20 protein-coding genes are annotated in these 23,994 nt (G+C 44.1%); 8 read left to right on the plus strand and 12 right to left on the minus strand.

Translation table 11 applies throughout. From position 1 onward, the window contains the following. Nucleotides 1-14 precede the first annotated feature (14 nt). Both L1D60_RS19990 and L1D60_RS19995 read right to left on the minus strand, forming a co-directional pair. Nucleotides 15-1,505 (minus strand): CoA-acylating methylmalonate-semialdehyde dehydrogenase, encoded by a 1,491-nt coding sequence (locus L1D60_RS19990; RefSeq protein ID WP_239842622.1) that lies wholly within the window; start codon nucleotides 1,503-1,505, stop codon nucleotides 15-17. A gap of 15 nt (nucleotides 1,506-1,520) precedes the next feature. Continuing rightward, complete coding sequence (locus tag L1D60_RS19995) at nucleotides 1,521-2,840, minus strand: aspartate aminotransferase family protein (protein WP_239842623.1); 1,320 nt, start codon at nucleotides 2,838-2,840, stop codon at nucleotides 1,521-1,523. A 151-nt stretch (nucleotides 2,841-2,991) separates the two neighbouring features. On the opposite strand from L1D60_RS19995, the gene L1D60_RS20000 reads away from it, so the two are divergent. Then, on the plus strand, nucleotides 2,992-3,930 hold the full coding sequence (locus tag L1D60_RS20000; RefSeq protein ID WP_239842624.1) for a LysR family transcriptional regulator: 939 nt from the start codon (nucleotides 2,992-2,994) through the stop codon (nucleotides 3,928-3,930). A 331-nt stretch (nucleotides 3,931-4,261) separates the two neighbouring features. Here the strand turns inward: L1D60_RS20000 and L1D60_RS20005 are convergent, their stop codons facing one another. Both L1D60_RS20005 and L1D60_RS20010 read right to left on the minus strand, forming a co-directional pair. Then, nucleotides 4,262-5,197, minus strand: coding sequence for a glycosyl hydrolase (locus tag L1D60_RS20005; protein WP_239842625.1), 936 nt, complete (start codon nucleotides 5,195-5,197; stop codon nucleotides 4,262-4,264). After that, a complete protein-coding gene (locus tag L1D60_RS20010) occupies nucleotides 5,190-6,074 on the minus strand; it encodes a glycosyl hydrolase family 17 protein (protein WP_239842626.1) in 885 nt (294 codons plus the stop codon). Before L1D60_RS20010 ends, L1D60_RS20005 begins: the two co-directional genes overlap by 8 nt. Before the next feature lie 372 nt (nucleotides 6,075-6,446). On the opposite strand from L1D60_RS20010, the gene L1D60_RS20015 reads away from it, so the two are divergent. Then, on the plus strand, nucleotides 6,447-7,016 hold the full coding sequence (locus L1D60_RS20015) for a TetR/AcrR family transcriptional regulator (protein WP_239842627.1): 570 nt from the start codon (nucleotides 6,447-6,449) through the stop codon (nucleotides 7,014-7,016). A 144-nt stretch (nucleotides 7,017-7,160) separates the two neighbouring features. Here the strand turns inward: L1D60_RS20015 and L1D60_RS20020 are convergent, their stop codons facing one another. The 6 genes from L1D60_RS20020 to L1D60_RS20045 all read right to left on the minus strand — a co-directional run bounded on the left by L1D60_RS20020 (nucleotide 7,161) and on the right by L1D60_RS20045 (nucleotide 14,084). Then, complete coding sequence (locus tag L1D60_RS20020) at nucleotides 7,161-8,393, minus strand: anaerobic sulfatase maturase (protein WP_239842628.1); 1,233 nt, start codon at nucleotides 8,391-8,393, stop codon at nucleotides 7,161-7,163. A gap of 87 nt (nucleotides 8,394-8,480) precedes the next feature. Further along, on the minus strand, nucleotides 8,481-10,226 hold the full coding sequence (locus L1D60_RS20025; protein ID WP_239842629.1) for an arylsulfatase: 1,746 nt from the start codon (nucleotides 10,224-10,226) through the stop codon (nucleotides 8,481-8,483). Between the two features lie 39 nt (nucleotides 10,227-10,265). Continuing rightward, nucleotides 10,266-10,619: a tetratricopeptide repeat protein gene (locus L1D60_RS20030; RefSeq protein ID WP_239842630.1), complete on the minus strand. Its 354-nt coding sequence runs from the start codon at nucleotides 10,617-10,619 to the stop codon at nucleotides 10,266-10,268. A gap of 218 nt (nucleotides 10,620-10,837) precedes the next feature. Further along, nucleotides 10,838-12,019, minus strand: a complete 1,182-nt coding sequence (locus L1D60_RS20035; RefSeq protein WP_239842631.1) for an iron-containing alcohol dehydrogenase — start codon at nucleotides 12,017-12,019, stop codon at nucleotides 10,838-10,840. 171 nt (nucleotides 12,020-12,190) lie between these two features. Further along, complete coding sequence (locus tag L1D60_RS20040) at nucleotides 12,191-12,634, minus strand: hypothetical protein (RefSeq protein WP_239842633.1); 444 nt, start codon at nucleotides 12,632-12,634, stop codon at nucleotides 12,191-12,193. Between the two features lie 34 nt (nucleotides 12,635-12,668). Beyond that, on the minus strand, nucleotides 12,669-14,084 hold the full coding sequence (locus L1D60_RS20045) for a coniferyl aldehyde dehydrogenase (protein WP_239842634.1): 1,416 nt from the start codon (nucleotides 14,082-14,084) through the stop codon (nucleotides 12,669-12,671). 246 nt (nucleotides 14,085-14,330) lie between these two features. Here L1D60_RS20045 and L1D60_RS20050 point away from each other — a divergent pair, with 246 nt between their 5' ends. After that, nucleotides 14,331-15,659: a D-serine ammonia-lyase gene (locus tag L1D60_RS20050; RefSeq protein ID WP_239842636.1), complete on the plus strand. Its 1,329-nt coding sequence runs from the start codon at nucleotides 14,331-14,333 to the stop codon at nucleotides 15,657-15,659. Nucleotides 15,660-15,741: 82 nt separating this feature from the next. Here L1D60_RS20050 and L1D60_RS20055 read toward each other — a convergent pair whose 3' ends face one another. Beyond that, nucleotides 15,742-17,310 (minus strand): sensor domain-containing diguanylate cyclase, encoded by a 1,569-nt coding sequence (locus tag L1D60_RS20055; RefSeq protein WP_239842637.1) that lies wholly within the window; start codon nucleotides 17,308-17,310, stop codon nucleotides 15,742-15,744. Between the two features lie 641 nt (nucleotides 17,311-17,951). Between L1D60_RS20055 and L1D60_RS20060 the strand changes: the two genes are divergently transcribed. The 5 genes from L1D60_RS20060 (at nucleotide 17,952) to L1D60_RS20080 (ending at nucleotide 23,386) form a co-directional block, all read left to right on the plus strand. Next, nucleotides 17,952-18,818 carry a LysR family transcriptional regulator gene (locus tag L1D60_RS20060; protein ID WP_239842638.1) on the plus strand — a complete coding sequence of 289 codons (867 nt, stop codon included), beginning with the start codon at nucleotides 17,952-17,954 and terminating at the stop codon, nucleotides 18,816-18,818. A gap of 94 nt (nucleotides 18,819-18,912) precedes the next feature. Continuing rightward, the gene (gene dgcN, locus L1D60_RS20065) at nucleotides 18,913-19,920 is read left to right on the plus strand and encodes an N-acetyltransferase DgcN (RefSeq protein ID WP_239842639.1); all 1,008 of its coding nucleotides are present in this window, start codon (nucleotides 18,913-18,915) and stop codon (nucleotides 19,918-19,920) included. Nucleotides 19,921-19,936: 16 nt separating this feature from the next. Beyond that, nucleotides 19,937-20,902, plus strand: a complete 966-nt coding sequence (gene dgcA, locus L1D60_RS20070) for an N-acetyl-D-Glu racemase DgcA (protein ID WP_239842640.1) — start codon at nucleotides 19,937-19,939, stop codon at nucleotides 20,900-20,902. A 205-nt stretch (nucleotides 20,903-21,107) separates the two neighbouring features. Then, on the plus strand, nucleotides 21,108-22,307 hold the full coding sequence (locus tag L1D60_RS20075; protein ID WP_239842641.1) for a ParA family protein: 1,200 nt from the start codon (nucleotides 21,108-21,110) through the stop codon (nucleotides 22,305-22,307). After that, the gene (locus L1D60_RS20080) at nucleotides 22,307-23,386 is read left to right on the plus strand and encodes a ParB family protein (RefSeq protein WP_239842642.1); all 1,080 of its coding nucleotides are present in this window, start codon (nucleotides 22,307-22,309) and stop codon (nucleotides 23,384-23,386) included. The genes L1D60_RS20075 and L1D60_RS20080 overlap by 1 nt, the downstream gene beginning before the upstream one ends. Before the next feature lie 93 nt (nucleotides 23,387-23,479). On the opposite strand, the gene L1D60_RS20085 is transcribed toward L1D60_RS20080, so the two are convergent. After that, nucleotides 23,480-23,731 carry a TIGR03643 family protein gene (locus L1D60_RS20085; RefSeq protein WP_239842643.1) on the minus strand — a complete coding sequence of 84 codons (252 nt, stop codon included), beginning with the start codon at nucleotides 23,729-23,731 and terminating at the stop codon, nucleotides 23,480-23,482. Between the last annotated feature and the right edge of the window lie 263 nt (nucleotides 23,732-23,994).

Consider the following 23,994-nt stretch of genomic DNA (forward strand, 5'->3'; position numbering starts at 1 on the left):
CTCATTAGGGAAATCTAGCTTGGGAATGAGTACTTGATACCTTCACGAACACCGGAAGATGGCCAGCGTTGAGTGATGGTTTTACGATCGGTGTAGAAGCGAATAGCATCTGGCCCATAGATACACAGGTCGCCAAATCGCGATTGCTTCCAGCCACCAAAGCTGTGATACGCCACAGGGACAGGTAGAGGGATATTAATGCCGACCATGCCCACTTTAATTTCGTCACTGAAGTAGCGCGCCGCTTCACCATCTCGGGTAAATAGACACGTGCCGTTGCCGTATAGGTTGTCATTAATGATTTGCACGGCTTGCTCCATTGACTCGACACGAATCACTTGCAGCACTGGACCAAAGATTTCCGCTTGGTAGCTGGTCATTTCCGTGGTGACATGGTCAATCAAAGTCGCGCCGACGTAGTAACCTTCCTGACAGCCGACCACTTCGATGTTGCGTCCATCGACAACAAGACGAGCCCCCTGCTCAACCGATGACGTAATATGCTCTTCGATACGTTGTTTGTGTTCTTGACTGATAACCGCGCCAAAGCTGTTCTCTTTCTCGGCATAGTGGCCAACTTTGATGGAGCGCATCTGCTCAGTCAGTTTGGCAATCAGTGCATCTGCGACTTCATCTCCAACCGCCACAGCAACGGATAGCGCCATGCAACGCTCACCAGAAGAACCAAAAGCAGCTCCAATCAGTTGATCTACAGCGTTATCTAAATCAGCATCTGGCATCACAATCGCGTGGTTTTTCGCACCACCTAATGCTTGGCATCGCTTGCCATAACGTGCGGCTTCTTGATAAACGTAATGAGCAATCGGTGTGGAACCTACAAAGCTGACAGCTTCCACTCGTGGATCTTCTAGCAGTGCGTCTACCACCAGCTTGTCGCCATTAATCACATTGAACACACCGTCTGGCAGGCCAGCTTGCTGAAGAAGCTGCGCTAGGAATAGCTGCGCTGAAGGCACACGTTCAGAAGGTTTGAGAATAAAACTGTTACCGCAAGCGATCGCCATCGGATACATCCAAAGCGGGACCATCGCCGGGAAGTTAAATGGCGTGATACCAACAACAACCCCAAGTGGCTCGAATTGACTCCAAGAATCAATTTGGCCTGCAACATCTTTACTGAATTCACCTTTAAGCAGTTCAGGAACCCCGGCAGCATACTCAATATTTTCAATCCCGCGGATCAATTCTCCCATCGCATCGTGGCTTATCTTGCCATGCTCTTTACCTATCAACTCGCACAGTTTCTCTGCGTTGTCTTCAACCAACACTTTAAATTTGGCGAAGATCTGTGCGCGTTTTGCTGGTGGCGTTTTACGCCAATCTTGTTGTGCTCGCTGAGCAATGGTGATGACTTCATCGACCAAGGCTCTATCAGCCATTGCCAACTTAGACTCCACTGCTCCTGTTGATGGGCAGTCGACATCTAAGAAATTCTCACTGGTTTCTACCACGCGTCCATTAATATAGTGACCAATAATGTTCATTACCTTCTCCTTGTCTTATTTGTTCTCAATGCTTTCGCCTAGTGCATTAACCAGTCGATCAATCTCATCGGGGGTGGTGATAAATGGGACGCCCAGTTGAACCGTATCGCCGCCATATCTGAGGTAGAACCCTTTGTCCCACATGCGCATTGCCACTTCGTAAGGTCGTTTTACTGGTGAACCATCTTTATATGTCAGGGTAATTCCGGCAGCTAATCCGTAGTTGCGGATATCGCTGATGTAGGGAAGATCACGCAGAGAGTGGACCGACTCTTCAAACAGAGGAGAGAGGCCATTCACTCGTTCCATGATGTTTTGATTTTCGAGTTCGTCGAGCGTGGCCATTGCAGCGGCACACGCAACCGGCGATGCGGAATAGGTGTAACCATGAGGGAATTCAATCGCGCTGATATCGCCACTGTTTGCCATGAAAGCGTCGTAGATTTCACTTTGACAGATCACAGCACCCATCGGAATAATGCCGTTAGTTAACTGTTTCGCTGTGGTCATGATGTCTGGCGTGACGCCAAATTTCTCTGCGCCACTATAAGCACCCATTCGTCCGAATGCGCAGATAACTTCATCAAAGATCAATAAGATATTGTTCTTATCACAGATCTCTCGAACCTTTTGCAGGTAGCCCACAGGAGGTGGCAACACGCCCGCTGAACCCGCAACAGGTTCGATGATCACAGCAGCAATATTGCTGGCATCATGCAAAGCGATCATTTCATTAAGCTGCTCAGCTAAGTAAGCCCCTTGAGCTGGTAACCCTTTTTGAAACTCGTTACCGGGAATGATGGTGTGTGATAAGTGATCGGTATCCAAGCCTTGCCCATAAAGTGCCTTGTTGCCAACGATTCCACCGACACTGACTCCACCAAAGTTCACACCGTGATAGCCTTTTACGCGGCCGATGTATTTGGTTTTGCTCGCCATACCTTTCTTACGCCAGTATGCACGTGCCATTTTCAGAGCCGTATCGACAGATTCAGAGCCGTCATTGGTAAAGAACACTTTATCCAAACCTTTAGGCATCAAGTCTGTAATCCGTTCAGCTAACTCAAATGCAGAGGGGTGACCAAATTGAAACGAAGGGGCGTAATCTAATGTGGCCAACTGCTTGGTTATTGCTTCATTAATATATTGATTGTTATGGCCTAAGCCACAAGTCCATAAACCAGACAGCGAATCGTAGATCTTACGATTGTTTTGATCGGTAAAGTAGCAACCTGACGCAGAAGTCATTAATCGCGGATTACTTTTAAACTCACGATTTGCCGTAAACGGCATCCAGAGAGAATCCAACTGATTCGGGGTGAGTGCTCCATTCATGTTAACGTTCCTTTTTATCTGCCGTTACGACATGTAGCCAAAACAGCAATTAAACAAAGTAGTAACATTTACTTTACATATCACCTCGCCAGCATTAAATTGCATTTACCAAAACATAAGTTTGCTTATTTCAAACTAACTAGAGATAACAATGGCTAAGAAAACGATTAATCAATTTTCCCACTCTGATTTACGCCTGCTGAACATCTTTAAAGTGGTGGTTGAGAATAATGGCGTCACCCCTGCCCAAGACGTACTAGGTAAAAACAAAGCAACCATCAGCATCGCCCTGTCAGATCTAGAAACTCGATTTGGATTTTCCCTGTGCCAAAGGGGGAGAGGCGGCTTCAAGCTAACACCTGAAGGAGAAGTGATTTATCGTGCCTACTTGGCCCTGCACGAAGGGATCGATAACTTCACCAATGTGATCAACTCCATCGATGAAACCACCCGTGGCGAGCTACGTATTTACATCGACGACAACTTTATTAATCACCAAGAGATGCTGGTCACCCACACCTTACAGAAGGTCAGCCAAAAGTTTCCCAACATTAACCTGTACCTCACTATGGGAAGCAGCCAAGCAGCGAAAGAGAAGCTCAGTCAGGATGAAGTCGACATTGCCGTCATGCAGAGGACAACGCCTGACGCCGGATTGACCTATCTAGACCTGTACAAAGAAAAAGAGTATTTGTACGCTTCAAGCAACCACACCATCTTCAGACGCAGCTATCTCGACATCAGCAAAACGGATATCTTGCAGCTCCCGACAATACAATCAAACTATTCTAATGGTGTTGAGTGGTCGCGTTATAACACTAAGGCGACGACCGATGATAAAGAAGCGACGGCTTTCTTGATTTTGACTGATGAATTCACTGGCTATTTGCCAAGCTTCTACGCCAAACAATGGCTAGACAGCGGTCGAATGAAAGCCTTAAAACCACAGGATTTCAATAACCACATCGATTATTGTGTCGTGATGAAAACAGCACGCAGCAACGAACTACTCATCAAAATCTGGCTCGATTGTTTTGATGATATATTGAGGAAAAAAGGTTACGTCACAAACTTTGAGGCTTTACGTTAAAGTTTGTTTAACCTCTCTTTATGATCTGCCAATGTTCGACTTTCCAAAACTAATGTTTGTTCAACAGTGTGCCAGAAGGTTTGCGTCATGATAAATACCAAAGGTGGTGAATGACGATTTTTATTCTTACCCTAATTGCAACTCTAGTTCACTTCCTCATTAAGTGGAGAGGGAGAGAAACATTATGCATTGCGTCAACCATTTCTGGCGGGTTGTCTCATTGCTCTACGTTTTAGGTTCGATGAAAATTTAAATAGAGCGAATTTTGGTGTAATAAAATCCGCCCTATTTACTCGCTAATTTGAACAAGGAATATTACTTCTATGCCCTCTTAACCCTTCGCCAAGCGCATTGTTTTTGCCGCTGGTTTTTCAGCTCTGGACTCATAGTAAATACCCCAATGCTTTTCAGGTTCATCACTGTGCTCTGACCCTTTCCAAGGCTCATCAAATGCTTCAAATACAAACGTTAATACCTGCTCACTTTCAGCCCAATTAACCAATTGTCGGAGGTACTCACATTGGAGTTCTTCAGATGCATTGTTAACCTCAATTCCTCGGCCATTAGATTTAGTTGCCCAGCCGGCTTCGGTTATTATTACAGGTTTATCAGGGTACTTACTTGCGACAGAGGTATAGTTGCTAACTGTGTAATCCATAGCACTTTCAAGACCTTGATACTCCCACACAGGATAGGTATGAATAGAGATAAAATCGATGACCTCAACAAGTGGGGCTAGTTTGTTCCACCATGGCACATAATTCTCACAGAAAGTAATTGGCTGAGATATCTTCTCTTTTAAAATTAGGGCATAAGCGACAAGACTTTCCACACTAACCAAGTGATCGGTCCAATCGACACTCGCCTCATTACCGATAGAGACTGCCACGACAATGTCACTAAAACGGTTTGAGAGCTCGATAGTGCGTAACAATCCTCGTATATTGTAAGCCTTATTTTCCGCCAATTGCGTTACTGAGTACTGGGCTTCCCAAGGGCAGTTAGGATTACTAAGCTCTGCCGCTAAGTCATTACCCAACAGCACTCGTAGAGATAGTTTCTCATCCTGAATAACTTTCAGAACCAACTCAGCATGAGTACTGCTGTCATAAAGTCGGAGATAGTCCCAATTTGGTTCCAGAATCAGTAAATCTTCTTTGATTTGCTCGTAGCTTGGATAAGCTCCAGTTACAGGGCTCTGTCCATTTCGATAGCCCGAATAGCAAATCGCTCTACCATATGGAAGTGAACTATGTTTTTTAGACATACTTTGGTCTTCCCTCTTCGCTCCATAACCCCCAACACGCACCTACTCCCCCTTCTTTTTCAACTTTCCAAGCCTCATCAAAAGAAGAGAAGTAAAATAGATCGATGGCATCATTCTCCGCCCACTGGCAAGTATTTAACATATATCGGATAGCATTTTCCCACGAAGGCACAGCACCGTATTCGGATGGCCCTTCATTCGGCCAGCCAGTTTCACTGATCACCACCCTCTTGCCGCCTGAAACCTTGGACACTCTTTGGTACATATCCTTCATGTAGACCAAAGAGTGCTCGATAGGTACACCTTCCCAAAAAGGATAACAGTTAGCAAAAACCACATCACAGGCATTAGTCACCGCTGGGTTTAATTCGAATAAGTAATATGCATCAACATAACCAACATCGATGTTCGGTACTGCTTTCTTTGCACTCTCGATGTATTCCACTAAGAGATCCGCAGATAACTCTCCACGCAGCAACACTTCATTACCGACTCCTAGCATGTCGACATAACCAGCTTCAGCGAGTTTTACTGCATTTTTTAACTCAATGTCATTCTTCTCTAGATCATCATCGAGCCAGACACCAACCAAAGTTTTTAGCCCCATGTCATGAGCGATTTTAGGAATTAACTCATTCCCATCGGTGCATGAAAATGTACGTATCCATTTAACATAGGGACGTATGATGGAGAGACGTTCTCGAATTTGTTCTTCCGAGAGCAACGAGCCAGGGCTTTGTCCAGGAATATAAGGGCTAAACGATATACCATGGATCTTGCGTTTTAGTAATTTGCGTACCAGCCCTTTAAGTTCATCATTACTGTATAAACTAATATCAAGCCCTGCTAAGGATGGTCCTTTGGCATACTTGTGCATATTTATCTCCTTCCTTGTAGTACTAGTGACTACTGTTATCTATATTTCAACTGACATCACTAATTCAAATATGTGGAAGTCACTATATCTCTACACACACCAAAAAAGAAAGCGCTTTCTTTTTTGGTGTGTGTACGATCTCAATAGTTAAAATCGCACCAACATAACATCAATAAATCTCACATAAATGAATGAAATATATTGTCGTCATATCACCTTTCACTTGATAAATACCTACCTAGTTAACACTTTTATCAAATCAGCTAATGGGTGAAGACAACAAGTTTATATTGCCCAGCGCAATTACTTGTCGCTACTAGACCAAGCGGTTGGTATACTCTCTAGACTATGTTAGGTGGAGAGTGGAAACCAATGAAAGATATGCGCCAAGCCATGTTAGATGCGGGCTACAAGCTGATTAATGAACATGGCTTTGCCGGTGTTGGACTTATGAAGATCATCAACGAGGCAGAGGGCACCAAAGGTTCTTTTTACCACTACTTCAAATCAAAAGAACATTTTGGCGAAATCCTACTTGGGAATTACTTTGATGACCACTTATCGATATTAAATGGTTACTTAAGTGATGAGACAATGACACGCCGTCAAAGAGTGATTGAATATTTTACGTTCTGGAGCGACTCCAAGCTAACAGACAACTTTCAAATCCAGTGCTTGGTTGTCAAACTGGCAGGCGAGATTTCTGGCACTTCCAACCAAATGCAGTCCACAATGTCGGAGGGTGCCGAGAAAATCATCCAGCGCATGGCGGATCTGTTTATTGAAGGAAATGAAGATGGCGAGTTTAACATCACCGACCCTAAAGCACTATCTCGCACACTTTATGGACTCTGGCTTGGCTCAACCCTCATGGCGGCAATGCAAAGAAATCGTGCGATTCTAGATACAGCCATGCAAGAAACAGTTTCCTCAATTAGCTAGATTAGCTCTCATACAGAAAAGGGCCAGCAGTACGGGTCTAGGCGAAGGTGAAACAGCAAAGATGCACGTAGCTCTTCTTTTGGCCCGGACTATCCTTGTGTCTGAACCACAAGTGAGTTTTTTGGTGACCGAACCAAGTGAAGTCTATTTCTCATTTAAAGCACTAATACCATTAACAGTGAGTAGTGAGCGAATGGTCGGATCGACATGCTTAAAGAAACTAAGCCAACCAGAGCATAAGTAGTTCAGGCCTTCTTCGCCATCATTGGACTTAATAATACGATTTTTTGGACACTCACCATGACAGGCAAACTTAAACGCACATTGTAAGCATTGCTTTGGCAGTGATTTTTGTTTACCAAATCCAAAAGCCTGTTGACGTGAGGAAAAGGCCATACTAGCTAGATTCGTTTTAAGGATATTACCGATACGAAACTCTGGATACACATAATGATCACACGAGTACACATCACCATTCGGCTCCACAGCTAACCCCTTCCCACAGATATCACTCAAAGTACACATCGTACTTGGCTTACCCATCCACATACCTATAACGTTTTCAAAGTAAGGAATGAATACTCTGCCGAAGTCCTGCTTGAACCATTCGTCAAAAATAGTCGAGAGGAATACTCCCCACTGGCGAGAACCTACGCTCCATGATTCCACAGGCCCTGATACCGGGATGATCGCTTTGTTCGCATGCATCCATTTATTATTCGTAGAGCTAGAGCGTTTATCTACAACAGGGATGAATTGAATCTGTTTCGAGCCAACCTCATCTCGTAAAAACTGATAGACTTCAAGCGGGTAACACCCTGTCACGTCATTCACACATGTTAGTGTGGCAAATGAAACGTTATGAGACTTCAAAAGCTCAATACCTTTCATGGTTTTTGCAAACGTCCCTTTACCCGCTCTATTTTTTCGGTAGTGGTTATGTAAATGCTCAGGGCCATCGATGCTCACACCAACAATAAAATCATGGCGCTTAAATAACTGACACCATTCATCATTTAATAGCGTTCCATTAGTCTGCAAATCGTTACTGATCTTGCTATATTCAGGGCAATATTTTTGCTGAAACTCGACGACTTTTTCGAAATAAGATAATCCCAACATAGTAGGTTCCCCACCATGCCAAGAGAACACGATTTCAGGTGTATTTTGGCCCTCTATATATTGCTTGATATACGCTTCAAGCATCCCTTCATCCATAATATATGACTCGCCTTTGGGGTATTCTAGAAGTTGTTGTTTGTCGAGATAGTAACAATAAGTGCAATTTATATTGCACACCGCACCAATAGGTTTCGCTAGAGCTTGAAGCTTGCTGTGTGCTTTACCATTAAACTGAGGAACAGAGAGATTAGTCATAGATAAGGGCCTTAACTTTTAAGTCACAAGAACATCCTTTTATGATTGAGGGGAAGCGACCGATGCTTCCCCTATATGGGTCCGCACTTATTTCACATTCTCGAATGGATTCCAGCGTTCATCAACGGGAATAATGTTCTGCTCCCTCTCATAAGTTTGATAATCCGCCAACATCTCTCTAAATAGAATAGGCTTCTTATCTCTTAAATCATGTTGCTCTGCTGGATCTGTTTTGGTGTTATACATGTGCCATTCACTGTCACCGCCCATACCCGTTGAGATACGAATGATCTTGTAATCACCTTTGAGCAGAATCCCACTACCAAACAGTTCGAATGGAATCGGATTATCACTGGTATGAACCGTTTCCGTTTTCCCTTCAAAATACGGCAGTAAACTTACCCCACTCATTGGCGCAACTTTTCTTCCTTTGTAGGACGTACCAGGGTGCTCAACCTCTGCTATTTCTAGGATAGTTGCCGCCACATCTTTCACCTGAGAAAGATCGTTGGTTTGCGTACCCGGTTTTAATGCTCCATCACCTTCAAGTAGTTCTTTGGCAGGCTTCACGATGAATGGGACTCTGATTCCGCCTTCTGCTGTATACGCTTTGTACCATGATAGACCGCCTGTGGAAGCACTCGCCCACTCAGGGCCAAGAGAAACACTTGAGTTTTCTTTACCAAGGTTTTCCACTGAATTATCAAAATGGTGCGCAGTCCATGTGCGAATTAGATCACTGATGTTTTCTCCAGTGATGTCTGTCGCTTCTGGTCCATTGTCGGCAAGGTACATGATGTAAGTATTGTCATATTCATCAATGCTCTTTAGGTAATCTACGATCTGACCAATTTGTTGGTCTTGAAGCTCCATCATCCCCATCGCAACAGCCATTTTTTTACCGTACCACTGCTGCTCTTTCTCTGTTAATGAATCCCATGGGCGGCTTAGAGAGTTCCGATCGGACAGCGAAGCGTCTTTTGGAATTACGCCCATCTCCTTCATTCGATTGAAACGATCTTCTCGAACAGAATCCCAGCCATGCTTGGCGTAGTATTCGACTTTATCTGCGTATGCCGCTTCCGGTGCTTGCAGCGGTAGATGTATTGCGGTGAATGGAACGTAAGCGAAGAACGGCTTACCATCATTTCGATTGCTCTCAATCATCTTGATGACTTCATCGGTGTACACCTGATCTGAATATTGACCTTTGTATTCGTCTGAGACCACTTCACCATTTCGATATGTCGGCTCCACCTCCACTCCAGGTATTTCACCTTTTTGAAGCGCCTGTGCTGTCGCGGCGTTTTTCGCTGGGAACATCATGTCTCGGTTAAAGTGATTTGAGCCACCAGCTAGAATGCCATAGCTTTCTTCAAAACCGCGATCATCTGGTAAAAAGCCATCATCGTGACCTAAATGCCATTTACCCGCCATGTATGTGTGGTATCCGTTCTCTTTAAGTAATGTTGCGACCGTCACACCTTTTTTCGTGAGGAACCCTTCATAGCCTGGTTCACCAACAGCATCAGGATAAACCGCGTAATCAAACGTACCCAAGCCAACTTCATGGCTATTCGCACCTGTCAACATCATTGAACGAGTCACCGAAGAAGTAGGTGACGCGTGAAAGTTAGTAAATTTAATGCCCTCTTCAGCAAGCTCCATCAAATTGGGTGTAGCGACCTCTGAACCATAAGGTTGCGTATCGGCAAATCCGACATCGTCGCCAACAATTACGACAATATTGGGTTGTTCATTTTCTGCTGCTACGACTGCACCACTTGCTGCAGCCATCGCGGTAAAAACTAAAGACTTCTTGAATGTCTTCATAGGACGTTCTCCAATTACTGTGAAAAATGTGTATTAGAATCAGTGCGCGGCTTGGGACATCCAATGTAATAAGTCGAGCGCAGGGTCGTAATCTTGTTCTGCAGCCTTCCCAAGCCAGACCACCGCTTGCGATTGATTGGCTTGGACGCCGCTACCAGAAAAGTACATGAGGCCGAGCTGAGTTTGAGCTTCTGGGTTACCTGCCGTTGCGGCCGTTTTGAACCATTGGGCAGCCTTTTCTTCACTTTGCTCCAGGTGTGTTCCGTCTAAATAGTGATGAGCAATTCCCACCTGGGCGTGAGGGTCTCCGGCATAAGCTTTCTCTAACATCGCCACGACTAGCCTTTGAGATGCATTCGACGGCTCAGAGTAGGCCGGATTGGCAGAGCTCAACGGAATCCAAAACAACGCGCAAGCAGACAAAGAAAACAAAGCTAAAATTAAACGTTTATACGGCATGATTCGCCTCCTCAGACACGAAAAACAAAACGTCCTTGTTTTCAAAAAACTAAATAAACAGCACTAATGGCGCAAAAACGATTAACGCCGATAGAAGTACATTTTCTATTTTCATCGTCAGCCTCCTAAATGGATATATCGATAACGTGCAACTAAACAGCACCTTCAATGATGTTGGAAATAGCTTGAGGGGTCATTGGATAAAACTGAAAACTGATATCCTTTTCTATCGCTTGAGCAATCTCCTGCTTAATTGAATCATCGAAACTCCACTGGTTAAAACGTTGCATCGCTCCAATACGAACTTGGAACTCACGCAAAAATCCAAGAACTCGCTGATAAGCCATTTCATTAGTGCCTGAGGTTTCCAATGAGAAAGCGGCGGCTAATTTAGGTGCATTCGGGACATAGAATTCAGGTAAAGCTTCCACCACAATTGGCATTAAGACAGTATTTGCGTCCCCATGTGGAATGTGACTGATCGCCCCAAATGCATGAGCACAATTATGAATTGGAATACCGCCCAGCGAAGCATAGAACGCAGAAATAGCCATAGTGCTCGCCTGCAATAGGTTTGCTCTCGCAACTAAGTTGTCTGGTTGCTCTAGTGCCAAAGGTAAATTATCAATAATCAACTTCGCAGCATGAATGCCATAAGCATCCGTGAAACTATTGCTCATTGGAGACACAATCGCTTCAACCGCATGGGTCAGCGCGTCCATCGCAGTTGAACGAGTTAAGTGAGTTGGAAGCTTTGTGGTTAGCGTTGGGTCAAGTACAGCAATGTCTGCTTCCAAACCAGAAGCAACTAAGCTGGCCTTAATGTTTTCGTGTTCCTTGAAAAAGACTGCGATAGGTGACGCTTCAGCACCGGTGCCCGCAGTAGTAGGAACAGCAATATGAGGGATGTTGATGTCTTGATTATTTGGCCACACCTCCATGTGCCCACCCCCCGAGATAATAGAACGAATGTCATTAATGTTTTTGTGAAATGCGTACTTCACTCCTTTTGACGCATCAATAACACTGCCACCGCCTACCGAGAGGATCGCATCAGCTTGCACGCTATGAGCGTAAGCGATCGCAGCATTAATGTTGTTACATGTTGCATCAGGCTCAATGTCAGTATAGATACCAACCAATTCGACTTGGCGCTGGCCTTCAAATAGAGCGGAGAACTTTTCAATGTAACCCAGTTGCTTTAATCCTTGATCCGAGAAGAGCACGACGCGCTTCGCACCAAGTCGAGCAAATAACATTGGGATGTTTGCAATGCCATTTTCTTGCGCGTGTATCGTGGTTTTTAGCTGATAGTTAAAGTTTTGGTTTGTCATGAGTATTGCCTCTTGTCATTTAATGATTAAATAATAGGCCAATACAAACCGGTCGGTCTAGTGCAGTAATGTCAATTATGTGTCAAGAAAGATCTTTTTGATCTCACGGTTTTTACTCAGACTAGAACGAAAAAAAGCCCGCAGTATGCGGGCTTAGCTTTAACTAGGTGATCAACGCAGGTGAGCTGGCGTTTGAGATTTATCTCTAGTCAAGTAGTAATAAAGATATACTAATGAATAAATCGTGACGAACGCATCAAGCGCGAACACACCACTCCAACCGTAGAACCATTGGTAATCATTGATACAAATGTTGTATAAAAAAATTCCAACAAACATGGATTTCTCGAACGCGCTGTAAATCATGGTCGAGGTTCTAAGCTGTTTGTATTTCGCAGAGAACATGAGCAAAACACCAATACAACCTACCATCACTCCCCAATGCTGATAGGTTCCTTGCAGATACTCTTTATTCATCATCATCACGTCGTTGTAGGAAAACAGAGTCCTCATGCTCCACTCTGGTGCCAAAAACGTAGAGAATGCGGTGGCAGTCAGTAGACCTGTGATGATCAAATAAGACTTGATCGTCTTTTCAAAAAAACGCTCTAACATATTAATAACCTTACAACTTAATTTAAATAATTCGCTATTTACCAAACATATTCATAACTGCTGATTTCAATTCGTTATCTTCAGCTGAAAACAAGTGTTTTACTCTATGGTCCAAGCCCGTTTCCATTACGGTTTTAGCATGAGAAAAAGTGAGAAACCCTTCTTTACCGTGATAGTGCCCCAACCCAGACTCTCCAACACCACCAAACGGTGCGTCATCCACAGCCAAGTGGAACACACAGTCATTGATGCACATTCCCCCAGAATGAACTCGAGTTTTCACTTCCGCTTGCAAGTCTCGATCAAAAGTCATCAGGTATAACGCGAGAGGTCGAGGCTTACTATTAACGATGGAAAACGCCTCTTCGATATTTTGATACCCGATAATTGGCAGTAAAGGACCAAAGATTTCTTCTGTCATAACAGTAGAGGTCAAACTTGGTTCAACCAATAAATGGGTAACTAATCTATGGTTATCAGGATCAAGTGCATCGCTATGGCAGAATTCAATTCGAGTTTCTGCCTGCTCTTCTTCACCCAGTAACGCCATGATTCGATCATACTGCCTTTGATTCGCCATTGAGGTCAGGTTCTTCGAATACACTCCTTCAACAAACAAGCTTTGGTACTGAGACTTGTACTCGTCAATAAACTGCTCAATTTTGCTCTCTGGCAACAATATGTAATCAGGGGCTACGCAAACTTGCCCATTGTTAAGACTTTTGCCATGAATGATGCGTTCTACTGCAATATCGATTGGCATGTCTTCTGCCACTATGACTGGCGATTTACCGCCTAACTCAAGAGTAACAGGGGTTAAATTGCCCGCAGCAGCTTTCATTACGTGGCGACCAACTTGCGTGGACCCCGTAAACAACATGTGATCAAAGCTTAACGATGTAAACGACGCTGCAATATCGGCTTCACCCTCCACAATTTGAACTTCACAGTTGTCAAATACCGTTGCGAGCATTTCGCCCAACACTTGGTTGGTATATGGGGTAAATTCACTCATTTTTATCATCGCTCGGTTACCTGCTGCCAGCGCGGATATCAGGGGCCCAATGGAAAGCATGATTGGAAAGTTCCATGGTGTAACAATCCCAACCACACCCTTAGGTTGGTAGACCACTTCAACTCGAGATGTAGAAAGCAAAGCACCGGCGTGGCGAATTGACGACATCATCCAGTGAGGCAGACAGTCAATCGTATGATCAATATTACCGATACAAGGCACGATATCCGCCATCAATGTGTCCAGTTGGCTGCGATGTCCGTAGTCTAGGCTGACTGCTGTACAAAGTTTGTCTGTATATTCGATCAGCGCGAACTTAAGCTCCGTTAGTTTCTTAATTCTGCTCACCTGACTTGGCATCGGGTTCGCTGCAAATTCTTCCTTCATAGAGCTGAGAGCATTTTCCATTTGCACTGGTGTTAGATCATATTTCATACAGCACCTCGTAGTTAATTTGCTACAGAATAGCCAATACAAACCGGTCGGTCTAGATATTTTTGTCAATTGTATGTCAGAAGCTAGTAGTCTTGTCGCTTTGATTTGAATCTAGCTGAGCTAAGTGTGCGTTATCGCCATTTGCTAACAACCTTTAAAACCTATCTAATCAGATCAAAAGGCTTTGGTGAGTAGGTGCTTATCGATATACACTCACCTCCACTTGTCACAATGAAAGGTATCAAGATGACGATCGCAATTGACCAACTCACCCAACAGTATCCGCTTATCAAAGAGTTGATCTCACTTAAGGAAACCTCTTGGTTCAACCCTGCTATCACTAGCTTTGAGGATGGGTTGCCACATGTTGGACTGGATCAGAGCGACATCAAAGATGCCAGTGACAGACTAAAGCGATTCGCTCCTTACCTAGCTCATGTTTTTCCAGACACCCAAAAGAGTAACGGCATCATCGAATCTGATGTTGTCTCCATTCCTGCGATGAAAGCAACTTTAGACAGCGAGTACACACCCCATATCGCTGGACAGTTGATGCTAAAGAAAGACAGCCACTTACCTATTTCGGGCTCGATTAAAGCCAGAGGTGGTATCTATGAAGTACTCGTACTCGCAGAGAAACTGGCCATCGACGCGGGGATGCTCAATGAAGGTGATGACTACACCCTGTTAGCAACCGAACCATTCAAAGCATTCTTTAGCCAATTCAGCATCGCCGTTGGATCAACAGGGAATCTTGGGTTGTCTATCGGAATTATGAGTGCAAAGTTGGGCTTCTCTGTCTCAGTTCATATGTCGGCAGATGCCAAGGCTTGGAAAAAAGACAAACTGCGTTCTCATGGAGTAACGGTTGTCGAGTACGAACAAGACTACGGAGTGGCCGTTGCTCAAGGACGCAAAGAAGCAGAGAAAGATCCGAACTGCTTTTTCATTGATGATGAGAACTCACAATCGTTGTTTCTTGGGTATTCCGTGGCCGGAGAGCGCTTAAAGCAGCAGTTTGCTGAGAAGAATATCGTCGTCGATGCTGAGTATCCACTGTTTGTTTACCTTCCTTGTGGCGTTGGCGGAGGTCCGGGGGGCGTCGCGTTCGGACTAAAAGCGGCATTCGGTGATCACGTCCATTGTATTTTTGCCGAACCTACCCACTCACCTTGTATGTTGCTTGGGGTTCACACGGGGTTGCACGATAACATCAGTGTTCAAGATATTGGTATCGATAATATCACCGCTGCAGACGGGCTCGCTGTCGGTCGCGCTTCTGGCTTTGTTGGTCGAGCGATGGAAAGACTGTTAGACGGATACATCACCATCTCTGATGCACGTATGTATCGCCTTCTTCGCCAACTCAGCGAATCGGAAGACATTCAGCTTGAGCCCTCCGCCCTCGCAGGCATGATCGGCCCGGTGATTTTAACCAATAGTAATGAATACCGAGCACAAATGGGCTTCGACGATATTAAAATGGCTAACGCAACTCATCTAGTATGGGCGACAGGGGGTGGTATGGTTCCGCAATCAGAAATGCAGTTCTATCTAGAGCAATCCATTGCCTAACACTACAAGTTTGACATGTTCAGCCTGAAATAAAAAAGGGGCGCGGTTATTTGCACCGCGCCCCTACTCAATAGATTAGAATTTAGGAGAAAAGCTCCGTTCTATTTCGACCATTTCTTTTCGCTGTATATAAAGCGTTGTCTGCCAATTCCAGCGTCAACGATATAGGTGTAGTATCGCCGTACCACTGAGCAACACCAATAGAGATTGTGGCGCCTTCTTCTAAAGAGGTGATATCCGACTCAATCGAGAGACGAATGCGCTCTGCAATCTCATACGCCACTTCCATGTTTGAACCATCCAAAAAGATGATGAACTCTTCCCCACCTGAACGACACACAACATCCGCATCTCTCACCTGAGCTTTCATCAACTGTGCAGTTTGTTTAAGCAACTGATCACCAAACTGGTGGCCATATTTATCATTTACGGCTTTGAAATGATCAATATCTAATGCCAACACAGATACTGGTTTTCCATTATTTTGGAAATTTTCGATTGCTCGCTTCAACCCTCGGCGATTCAATAGACCTGTCATTGGATCAGTCAGATTCTCAGAATGTAGTTTCTCTATCTGATTCGATACTAAATTGAAGGTATTCTCGCAGCTCACTTTCAGTTGTGACGCTTCAAAATACCAAGGGTTAACATTACTCAATTCAGCAGATAGAGAATGCGTGGTATCGAATTTATTAACGGTGTTAGCGAGCTGCCACAATGGCCTTGAAATACAAATCGCTGAAATCCAAATGAAGATCAAAGTGCCTATTCCGACTGGAATCGACTCAAACATAACGTACTGCATTTGTGTCTCTAACTCCATAATAGCTCGGTCTTTCGGAGTTTGAGCTATTATCCCCCAGCCAGTGCTTTTCACCATGGCAAAACCCGACAACATAGCAACGCCTTGAGTATTGACAATTCCCTTAGAGCCATCGCCAACATTCAGTACTGTTTCTACAGCATCATTTCCCAGTACCACTTCGCCAATACGACTCTTCTGCGGGTGATAAATCAGAGAACGGTTTCGATCAACGACATAGAGATACGAACCATCCTTATAATTATGACGGCTCAATAAGTTACTCAAAAGACTGGAATCTTCTAAATAAATACTACCACCTACATACCCAAGATATTTACCTTCAGGTGTAAATATCGGATACGTCATACTAATAAGATAATTGCCCGCTGGGGATACAAACGGGTCGGAAATAAGAGGAGCTTTTGCCCTTAGTGACTGCCTCGAACGTTCAGATGTCAGTTTCACCCCTTTTAGGTTGACACTCTCTGGCATGATTGAAGCAATCACACCATCTTGGTCCACTACATACACTGAGTTAAACGAGTCTGTCTGTTGATTGAGCCTGGTGGTCTCTTGGGTAACAAAGTTCGCATCATTGATCCGAGAGGAGAGTAGTCTCGCGCTGTACTTTAGTTGAGACATAACTTGCTCAACATATACGTCGGTCATTGCTGCCATTTTGTCAGCATAGACTCGATTAGCTTCTAAGCTTTTATTGATTATTAATTCGTGTTGAGCTCGGTAGCTTGAATGAAATACGTTCATCAACGTAATAGCGACACTCAAGATACATAAAGATAAGACAAGTAGTCGTAAGTTAATTCGATGACCAATCACTGACGTCATGTCTGAATTCCATTGAAAAAAAATACCCCCCTATATCCTTGGATGATATTCATCACCAAATAGGAGAGCATTAGTAAAACTTGAATTTATAAATTAATATTACCAATAGTGATGATTTAAGTAAAAACAAAAATATTCAGAATGAGATTTCAATCCTGTTGGACATTTTAATAACAAAATGTGTTTAATCCCCAACCAAAGAAGCATCTTAAATGTCAAACAAAAACCACCAAAAAACTATGGGATTTGCACCATCGTCTCAAAAATGAACCATACTTAGTGATTGACTTTACTTGAATTTTTCACACTAAGTTTACTAAACTGAAGGTACCACTAAAGGATAGGGCTCTCTCCTAATTAAGATTCGTTCTTAATAATTTGATACAGTTAAGTTATTGCTTAGTTACTTAAACTGTTTTAAACAACATACAAAGATCGCGGTTCATTAGAATAATTATTCATATTTAATACAATTCATTTTCTTAATTTAAATAACATCCGAATATTTTCTAGCACCTTATTCTCAACCATAAGCCTTCAATTCATTCAATAGTTCCAAATTCACAAGATAATTTTCCACTTTAATTACCTAAGTTTTTCATTTACTGTGATGAAACTTGAAATTAATGGCGGTTGACGACGTGAATCTAAGACAACTTGAGATCTTTTATGCTGTCATGAAATCAGGCACCGTCTCTGGCGCAGCTAAACACCTTCATGTTTCACAGCCAAACGTCACTCGTGTTCTCTCTCACACTGAACAGCAATTAGGGTTCGCGCTGTTTGAACGCATCAAAGGAAGATTGGTCCCAACCAAAGAAGCACATCTCCTCCTTCCCGAAGCAGAAAAAATCTATCAGCAGTTGGGTCAATTTCGGAACCTGACAAATAAAATTAAAGCTGGGGAAAAGCACCTTACAATCGGTGCACCTCCAATTCTCTCTTCCACTATGTTGTCACCTCTTATCGCCCAGCTCTGCAACAGTGGGGATTACAACATAGAGATCTCGACAGGGAATCAAGATGAACTATGCGATGCCCTATTAAAGAACCAGATCGATCTTGCGATCTGCTTTGGCAATGATGCTCCACACTCTCTCGTTCAAAAAACACTAATAACCTCTGAGATGTGTGTCATCACGCCGCCTCAAGATTCAAATGATGACGTTATCAGCCTGAAACAGTTACTGAGCTGTGACAAAACACTCATTGGTCTCGACAATCGTGACCCGTTAGGAGCACAGCTTCATCAAGCCATACATACACTCGAACCCGATTACCACCCTTCGGTATCAGTGAGAAACTACAGTACCGCAGCCGAGTTAGTCGTGCATCAAGTCGGTTGCGCGATTGTCGACCCTTGGACAGCAAGCCAATACAAAGATCGAGTACACACGGCCAAATTAATACCCGCCATTGATATTACCGTGTCGTTACTTTATGCCGAACACAACCCATTAAGTATTTCAGCAAGAAACTTCGTCCAACAACTAGAAGCGAGCCTATAACCTGTTGTTATAGGCAACCAACAAATAAGCATTCGAACCGTTCACGGTGAACCACTACTCTGTTTTCAATTCAACAGGATAACAAGGATGCTTCATGTCTATCGCTCAACCCTACTTACTCTTCTTAGGCGACGTTACTGATCCAATTTCTGCCAAAACGGCGCGCGGTATTGCGCTATGGCGACCTGAACTGTGCGTTGGAGAACTGAGACTAACGACAGATACAGTCGCTCTAGGGCTCGATGATCTCACGTTAGAGGAAGCCCTAGATAAAGGCGCAAAAACGCTAGTCATCGGTACTGCCAATGCCGGAGGCGTAATCCCTGAAACTTGGAAACCGACACTAATCAAAGCAGCACAACTCGGGTTTAGTATCGCATCGGGCATGCACTCCCGCCTCACTGAAATCCCGGAACTTGCAGAGCTTCAAACCAAAGAGAAAACTCAACTTCACGATGTACGTCATTACGATGCGCCTTTAGCTGTGGGTACAGGCAAAACTCGCCAAGGTAAACGCCTTCTCACCGTCGGAACGGATTGTTCAGTCGGTAAAATGTTTACCGCTCTGGCTTTAGAAAAAGCCTTAAAGGAACTTGAGATCGATGCGCAATTCAAAGCGACGGGTCAAACTGGGATTCTCGTTGCAGGCGATGGTATCTCAATCGACGCTGTCGTTGCCGATTTCATTTCTGGCGCAGTAGAAGCGATCAGCCCAAGTTTTGACGACCACCAGTGGGATATCATCGAGGGACAAGGTTCTTTATTTAATCCTTCCTTTGCAGGAGTGAGTTTAGGCTTGCTTCATGGTGCTCAAGCAGATGCGCTTGTACTTTGCCATGAAGTCGGTAGACCTCACATTCGTCACCTTCCTCATTGCCAACTCCCTTCAATCTCTGCCACGATAGAAGCGAACTTGGCGGCAGCTAGATTAACAAACCCAAGAGCTGCATTAGCGGGTATTAGTCTTAATACTTCAGCTCTGAGTGAAGAGGAAGCCAAAGCGCTCTGTGCAGATTGGCAAGAGACTTATCAGATACCTGTTACTGACCCTGTACGTTTCGGAATCCAGTCCATTGCCAGCTATCTCAATGCCAACTTTTAACTTGCGAGAATAAACCATGTTATTAGAAGCGACTCCGTACAGCATCGAATTGGCGACCCCTTTTGTCATATCAAGAGGCGCACGAACTCATTGTCACACGGTAAGAGTGACCGTCTCTCATGACCATCAGCAAGGGATTGGAGAGTGCACGCCTTACCCGAGATACGGCGAGAGTGTCGAGTCAGTAATAGCACAAATAGAAAGCTGGACCTCGGACTTAATCAGCCTTTCACCGCAAGAAGCGAAACAGCACTTACAATCAATGCCAGCAGGCGCAGCACGTAATGCCGTAGATTGCGCGCTTTGGGATTTGATTGGCAAACTAGAGGGGACATCCTTCCCATCGCCGCTTTTCACAATTAGCCCTGCAATAGAGACTGCCATGACAGTTTCCATTGGTGATACGGAAGCGATGGCAAAACAGGCCAAGCAATACGTAGACCAAGGCGCGACACTGTTAAAGGTGAAATTGGATGATGAATCAGTGGTAGAACGAGTTACTGCAGTGAGAACCGCAGCTCCGAATTGCAAAATCATACTCGATGCAAATGAAGCGTGGAGTTCTCTCGATTTAGAACAGTTATTCGAACAACTCGCCCCTTTTGATATCACCATGATTGAGCAGCCTCTACCATCAGGAGAAGACCAACTCCTAGCCAGTATTAAGCACCCTATTCCACTCTGTGCAGACGAAAGCTGCCACACGAGAGCACAACTTGCTGACCTAAAGGGACGTTATGAAATGGTCAATATCAAACTCGACAAAACAGGCGGGTTAACCGAAGCATTACTCTTGGAACAACAAGCTCGTGAATACGGCTTCTCAATTATGGCTGGTTGCATGCTTGGCACTTCGATCGCTATGAAAGCGGCTCTGCCAATTGCGACCAACGCAGAGGTGGTTGATTTGGATGGCCCAGTGTTGCTTGGTGAAGATATTGAAGACGGACTTGAATATCACTCAGGGAAATTGCACTTTTAGTTAAACACTATAGAACGTTATCCCGAGTAGTACTCTTAACCTACCTCCCGATTGACCTTCAAACAGGTTAATTTGTTCATTATTTGCGCGAGATTGGTCACATCTCGCGCAATCGACCATCTATAAAAAACAATTCCATCATTTTTTACTACCCACCTTTAAAATTGAGGTATATACTCTTTCTTATCCCTAGATGGAGGCAGAAATGGATACCCAAAACACCACGACTACGTTTCAACAGCTAAAAACCGGTGCAGACGCATACATTCAGCGTCGTAATCAACGTTTATTAGCCAATCATCGCAAAGAATTGCGTAACTTTACACGAGCAGAAGCATCAACTTACCTAGGTATTGATGCGAAAACACTGGATCGTTACGTAACAGCTGCGGAGATTGATCCACGTCGCCATGAAGACTCACAATGGTCTATCGACATCTCAGAAATGTACAAAGTGCGCGACCTACTGCCGGAAAATCTACGCAAAGATGCGAAATTTATCCGCAGCGAAAAGCAAAAAGCGCAAGTTATGGTTATCCAAAACCAAAAAGGTGGTGTGGGTAAAACCGTATCAGCAGCGACCATTGCTTCTGGTTTAGCGACTGAATTCCACCAAGAATATCGCGTTGGCCTTATTGATATGGACGGCCAAGCAACCCTCTCTATGTACTACGCTCCAGAAGCGGAACAAGAAGGTTACCTTTCTGTTGGCGATCTTATGATGCGCACCTTTGATCTAGATGAAGGTGAAACATTTGAACAAGCCGTTTCAGAAGCATTTTTAGAAACCACTATCCCTAACTTGCGTATTCTGCCTGCAGCGCAAAGCGATCGCGCTATGGAAGGTTGGTTCCACGAGCGTGTATTTAGCCAAACTCTTGCATCACCATATTCGCTGCTGCACGACATTATTGAAAGTGTTCAGGACGAGTTCGATATCATCATCATCGATACGCCACCATCACTTGGCTATGCGACGTTTAACGCATATTACGCAGCAACCAGTGTGGTGTTCCCACTATCTATTACTGAAAACGATATCGATGCGACTTGTTCATACTTTAGCTACATCCCACAAGTTTGGGCACTGTTAGAGAATGCTAACCACCAAGGTTATGACTTCATGAAGATTTTGCTTACAAATCATCGTGATAGTTCAACAACGACAGATTTGATGAACAACCTATACGACCAATTCTCGCCGTATCTGTACTCGAAAGAGTTCAAACACAGTGAAGCGGTTCGTCAGGCATCTTCTCTTCTTTCGACAGTTTTTGATATGTCGAAAAGTGAGTACCCAAAAAGTAAAGCGACCTTCCAAAGCGCGCAACAAAACAGCTACGAAGTCACCAGCCAGATCCTCCGCGATATTCTGAACGTGTGGCGTGAACAGGAGAATAGTTAATGGCTAAGAAACGTGGCGGTAGCCCTCTAGGAAATACACCTGGCTCCATTGCAGCGCAGCAGTCAGCAGCGAAAGCAACAGTGGAAACGCTGACTAGCCAACTAACTAAGGAGCTTGAAAAGTCGGGCCAAAAAGCGGCTGACTTTCTTCAAGAAAAGTTCGGTATTGAATCTGTCGGCCAACAAATGGTTTGGAAATTGGCTTCTGGCAATACTGCAACATTCAATGAAGTGACACTGTCATTTGATCAAGTAAAAGCAGATACGTACGTTACTTTCGACGTAAATGGTCGCGACCAAAGCCTGCTGACTAAAGAGTCGCTAGAAGACTTAAACTCTCTAGAGTTTCAGCAGTTTTACCCTGCAGTTGGTCGTGAAGTCGATGGTCAAATTGATGTACTCGATGGCTCTCGACGTCGTGCCTGGTTCTTACTTCAAGAAGGACGCGTAAAGGAATTCAGAATACTTGTCACTCAAGATGAGATTTCGACTTCTGATGCTAAAGCACTAGCGAAACAGCTACAAACGGCGAAAGAACACAACCAACGCGAAATTGGTCTTCAATGCCAAACGATCATGAACAGTGGCAACTACACTCAAGAAGACGTTGCTGCGATGATCGGTATCAGCCGCCCAGCAGTGAGCAAAGCACTAAAAGCAGCAAGCATCGATCAACGCATTATCGCCCTATTCCCAGTAGTAAATGCGCTATCACACACAGATTATGCACTGCTTGGTAAAGTGATGAAGACATACCAAGAAGACAGTAAAGGCTTAACCGCGTTTATCCAAAAATTGGGGAAGAAAGCTGTCAATGTTCAGGTTGAACATTGTAGTGACGAGAACAAAGAAGCCCTGCTCTCTTTGATCAAGTCAGAGCTGAAAATTGCGGAATCTAAAAAAGTGACCGACAAGGCTGAAGTTACTCAACTCGCTGAATTTACTAGTAAAGGTATGTTTGCACGTAAGAAAGTCAAAGGTCGTAACTTCTCTTACGAGTTTGGCCGTTTATCGAAAGAACTGCAGTCAGAGCTGGATGAAGCGATTCAAGCTGTACTGGATAAAGCAACGCAAGACTAGCTAACGCAATAGTTAAGATAAGCCCCTTTATCTAGTTCAAAAAAGGCTGAAACTTACACTTTCAATATAAGTTTCAGCCTTTTTCAATTTAGCCTAGCGGTGCTTATATTGCGTTGGGCAATAACCACGCGTAACTTCAGAGCCGCGAAACTTGATATGCTTGGTTTTACGCCCTGAAACCCTCGCCCGCCAAAGCTTAAAACTTCCAGGTTTCAGTTGTTTTCTCATAAATCGAATCACCTCTGGTTCGCTCAGCCCAAACTGCAACTCTATTGCTTCAAACGGAGTCCTATCTTCCCAAGCCATCTCTATAATCCGAGACTCATTCTCTTCGCTCAATATCATTCTTCAATACCGCACTAAAAAAGAAGAATGCTACGTTCACTGTTGGCATTAGGTTCATCTTCAAAGCAAAGTTTTTATTTAGAGCGTGGCGTGTTCAGGCTAGCCAATAACTAATATAAACGAAAGATGACATCCACCTATCAAAACCTCCCCCAAACGCGAGCTACTCTTCTCGTAATACTATACAGATTAATTCTATATTTGAGATACAGACATACAGGTAACTAATTTAAGTCACTGTTTATTCGAAACAATTTACATTA

Origin of the sequence: Vibrio sp. Isolate30 (assembly GCF_022397975.1) — a bacterium.
Classification (GTDB): Bacteria; Pseudomonadota; Gammaproteobacteria; order Enterobacterales; family Vibrionaceae; genus Vibrio; species Vibrio fortis.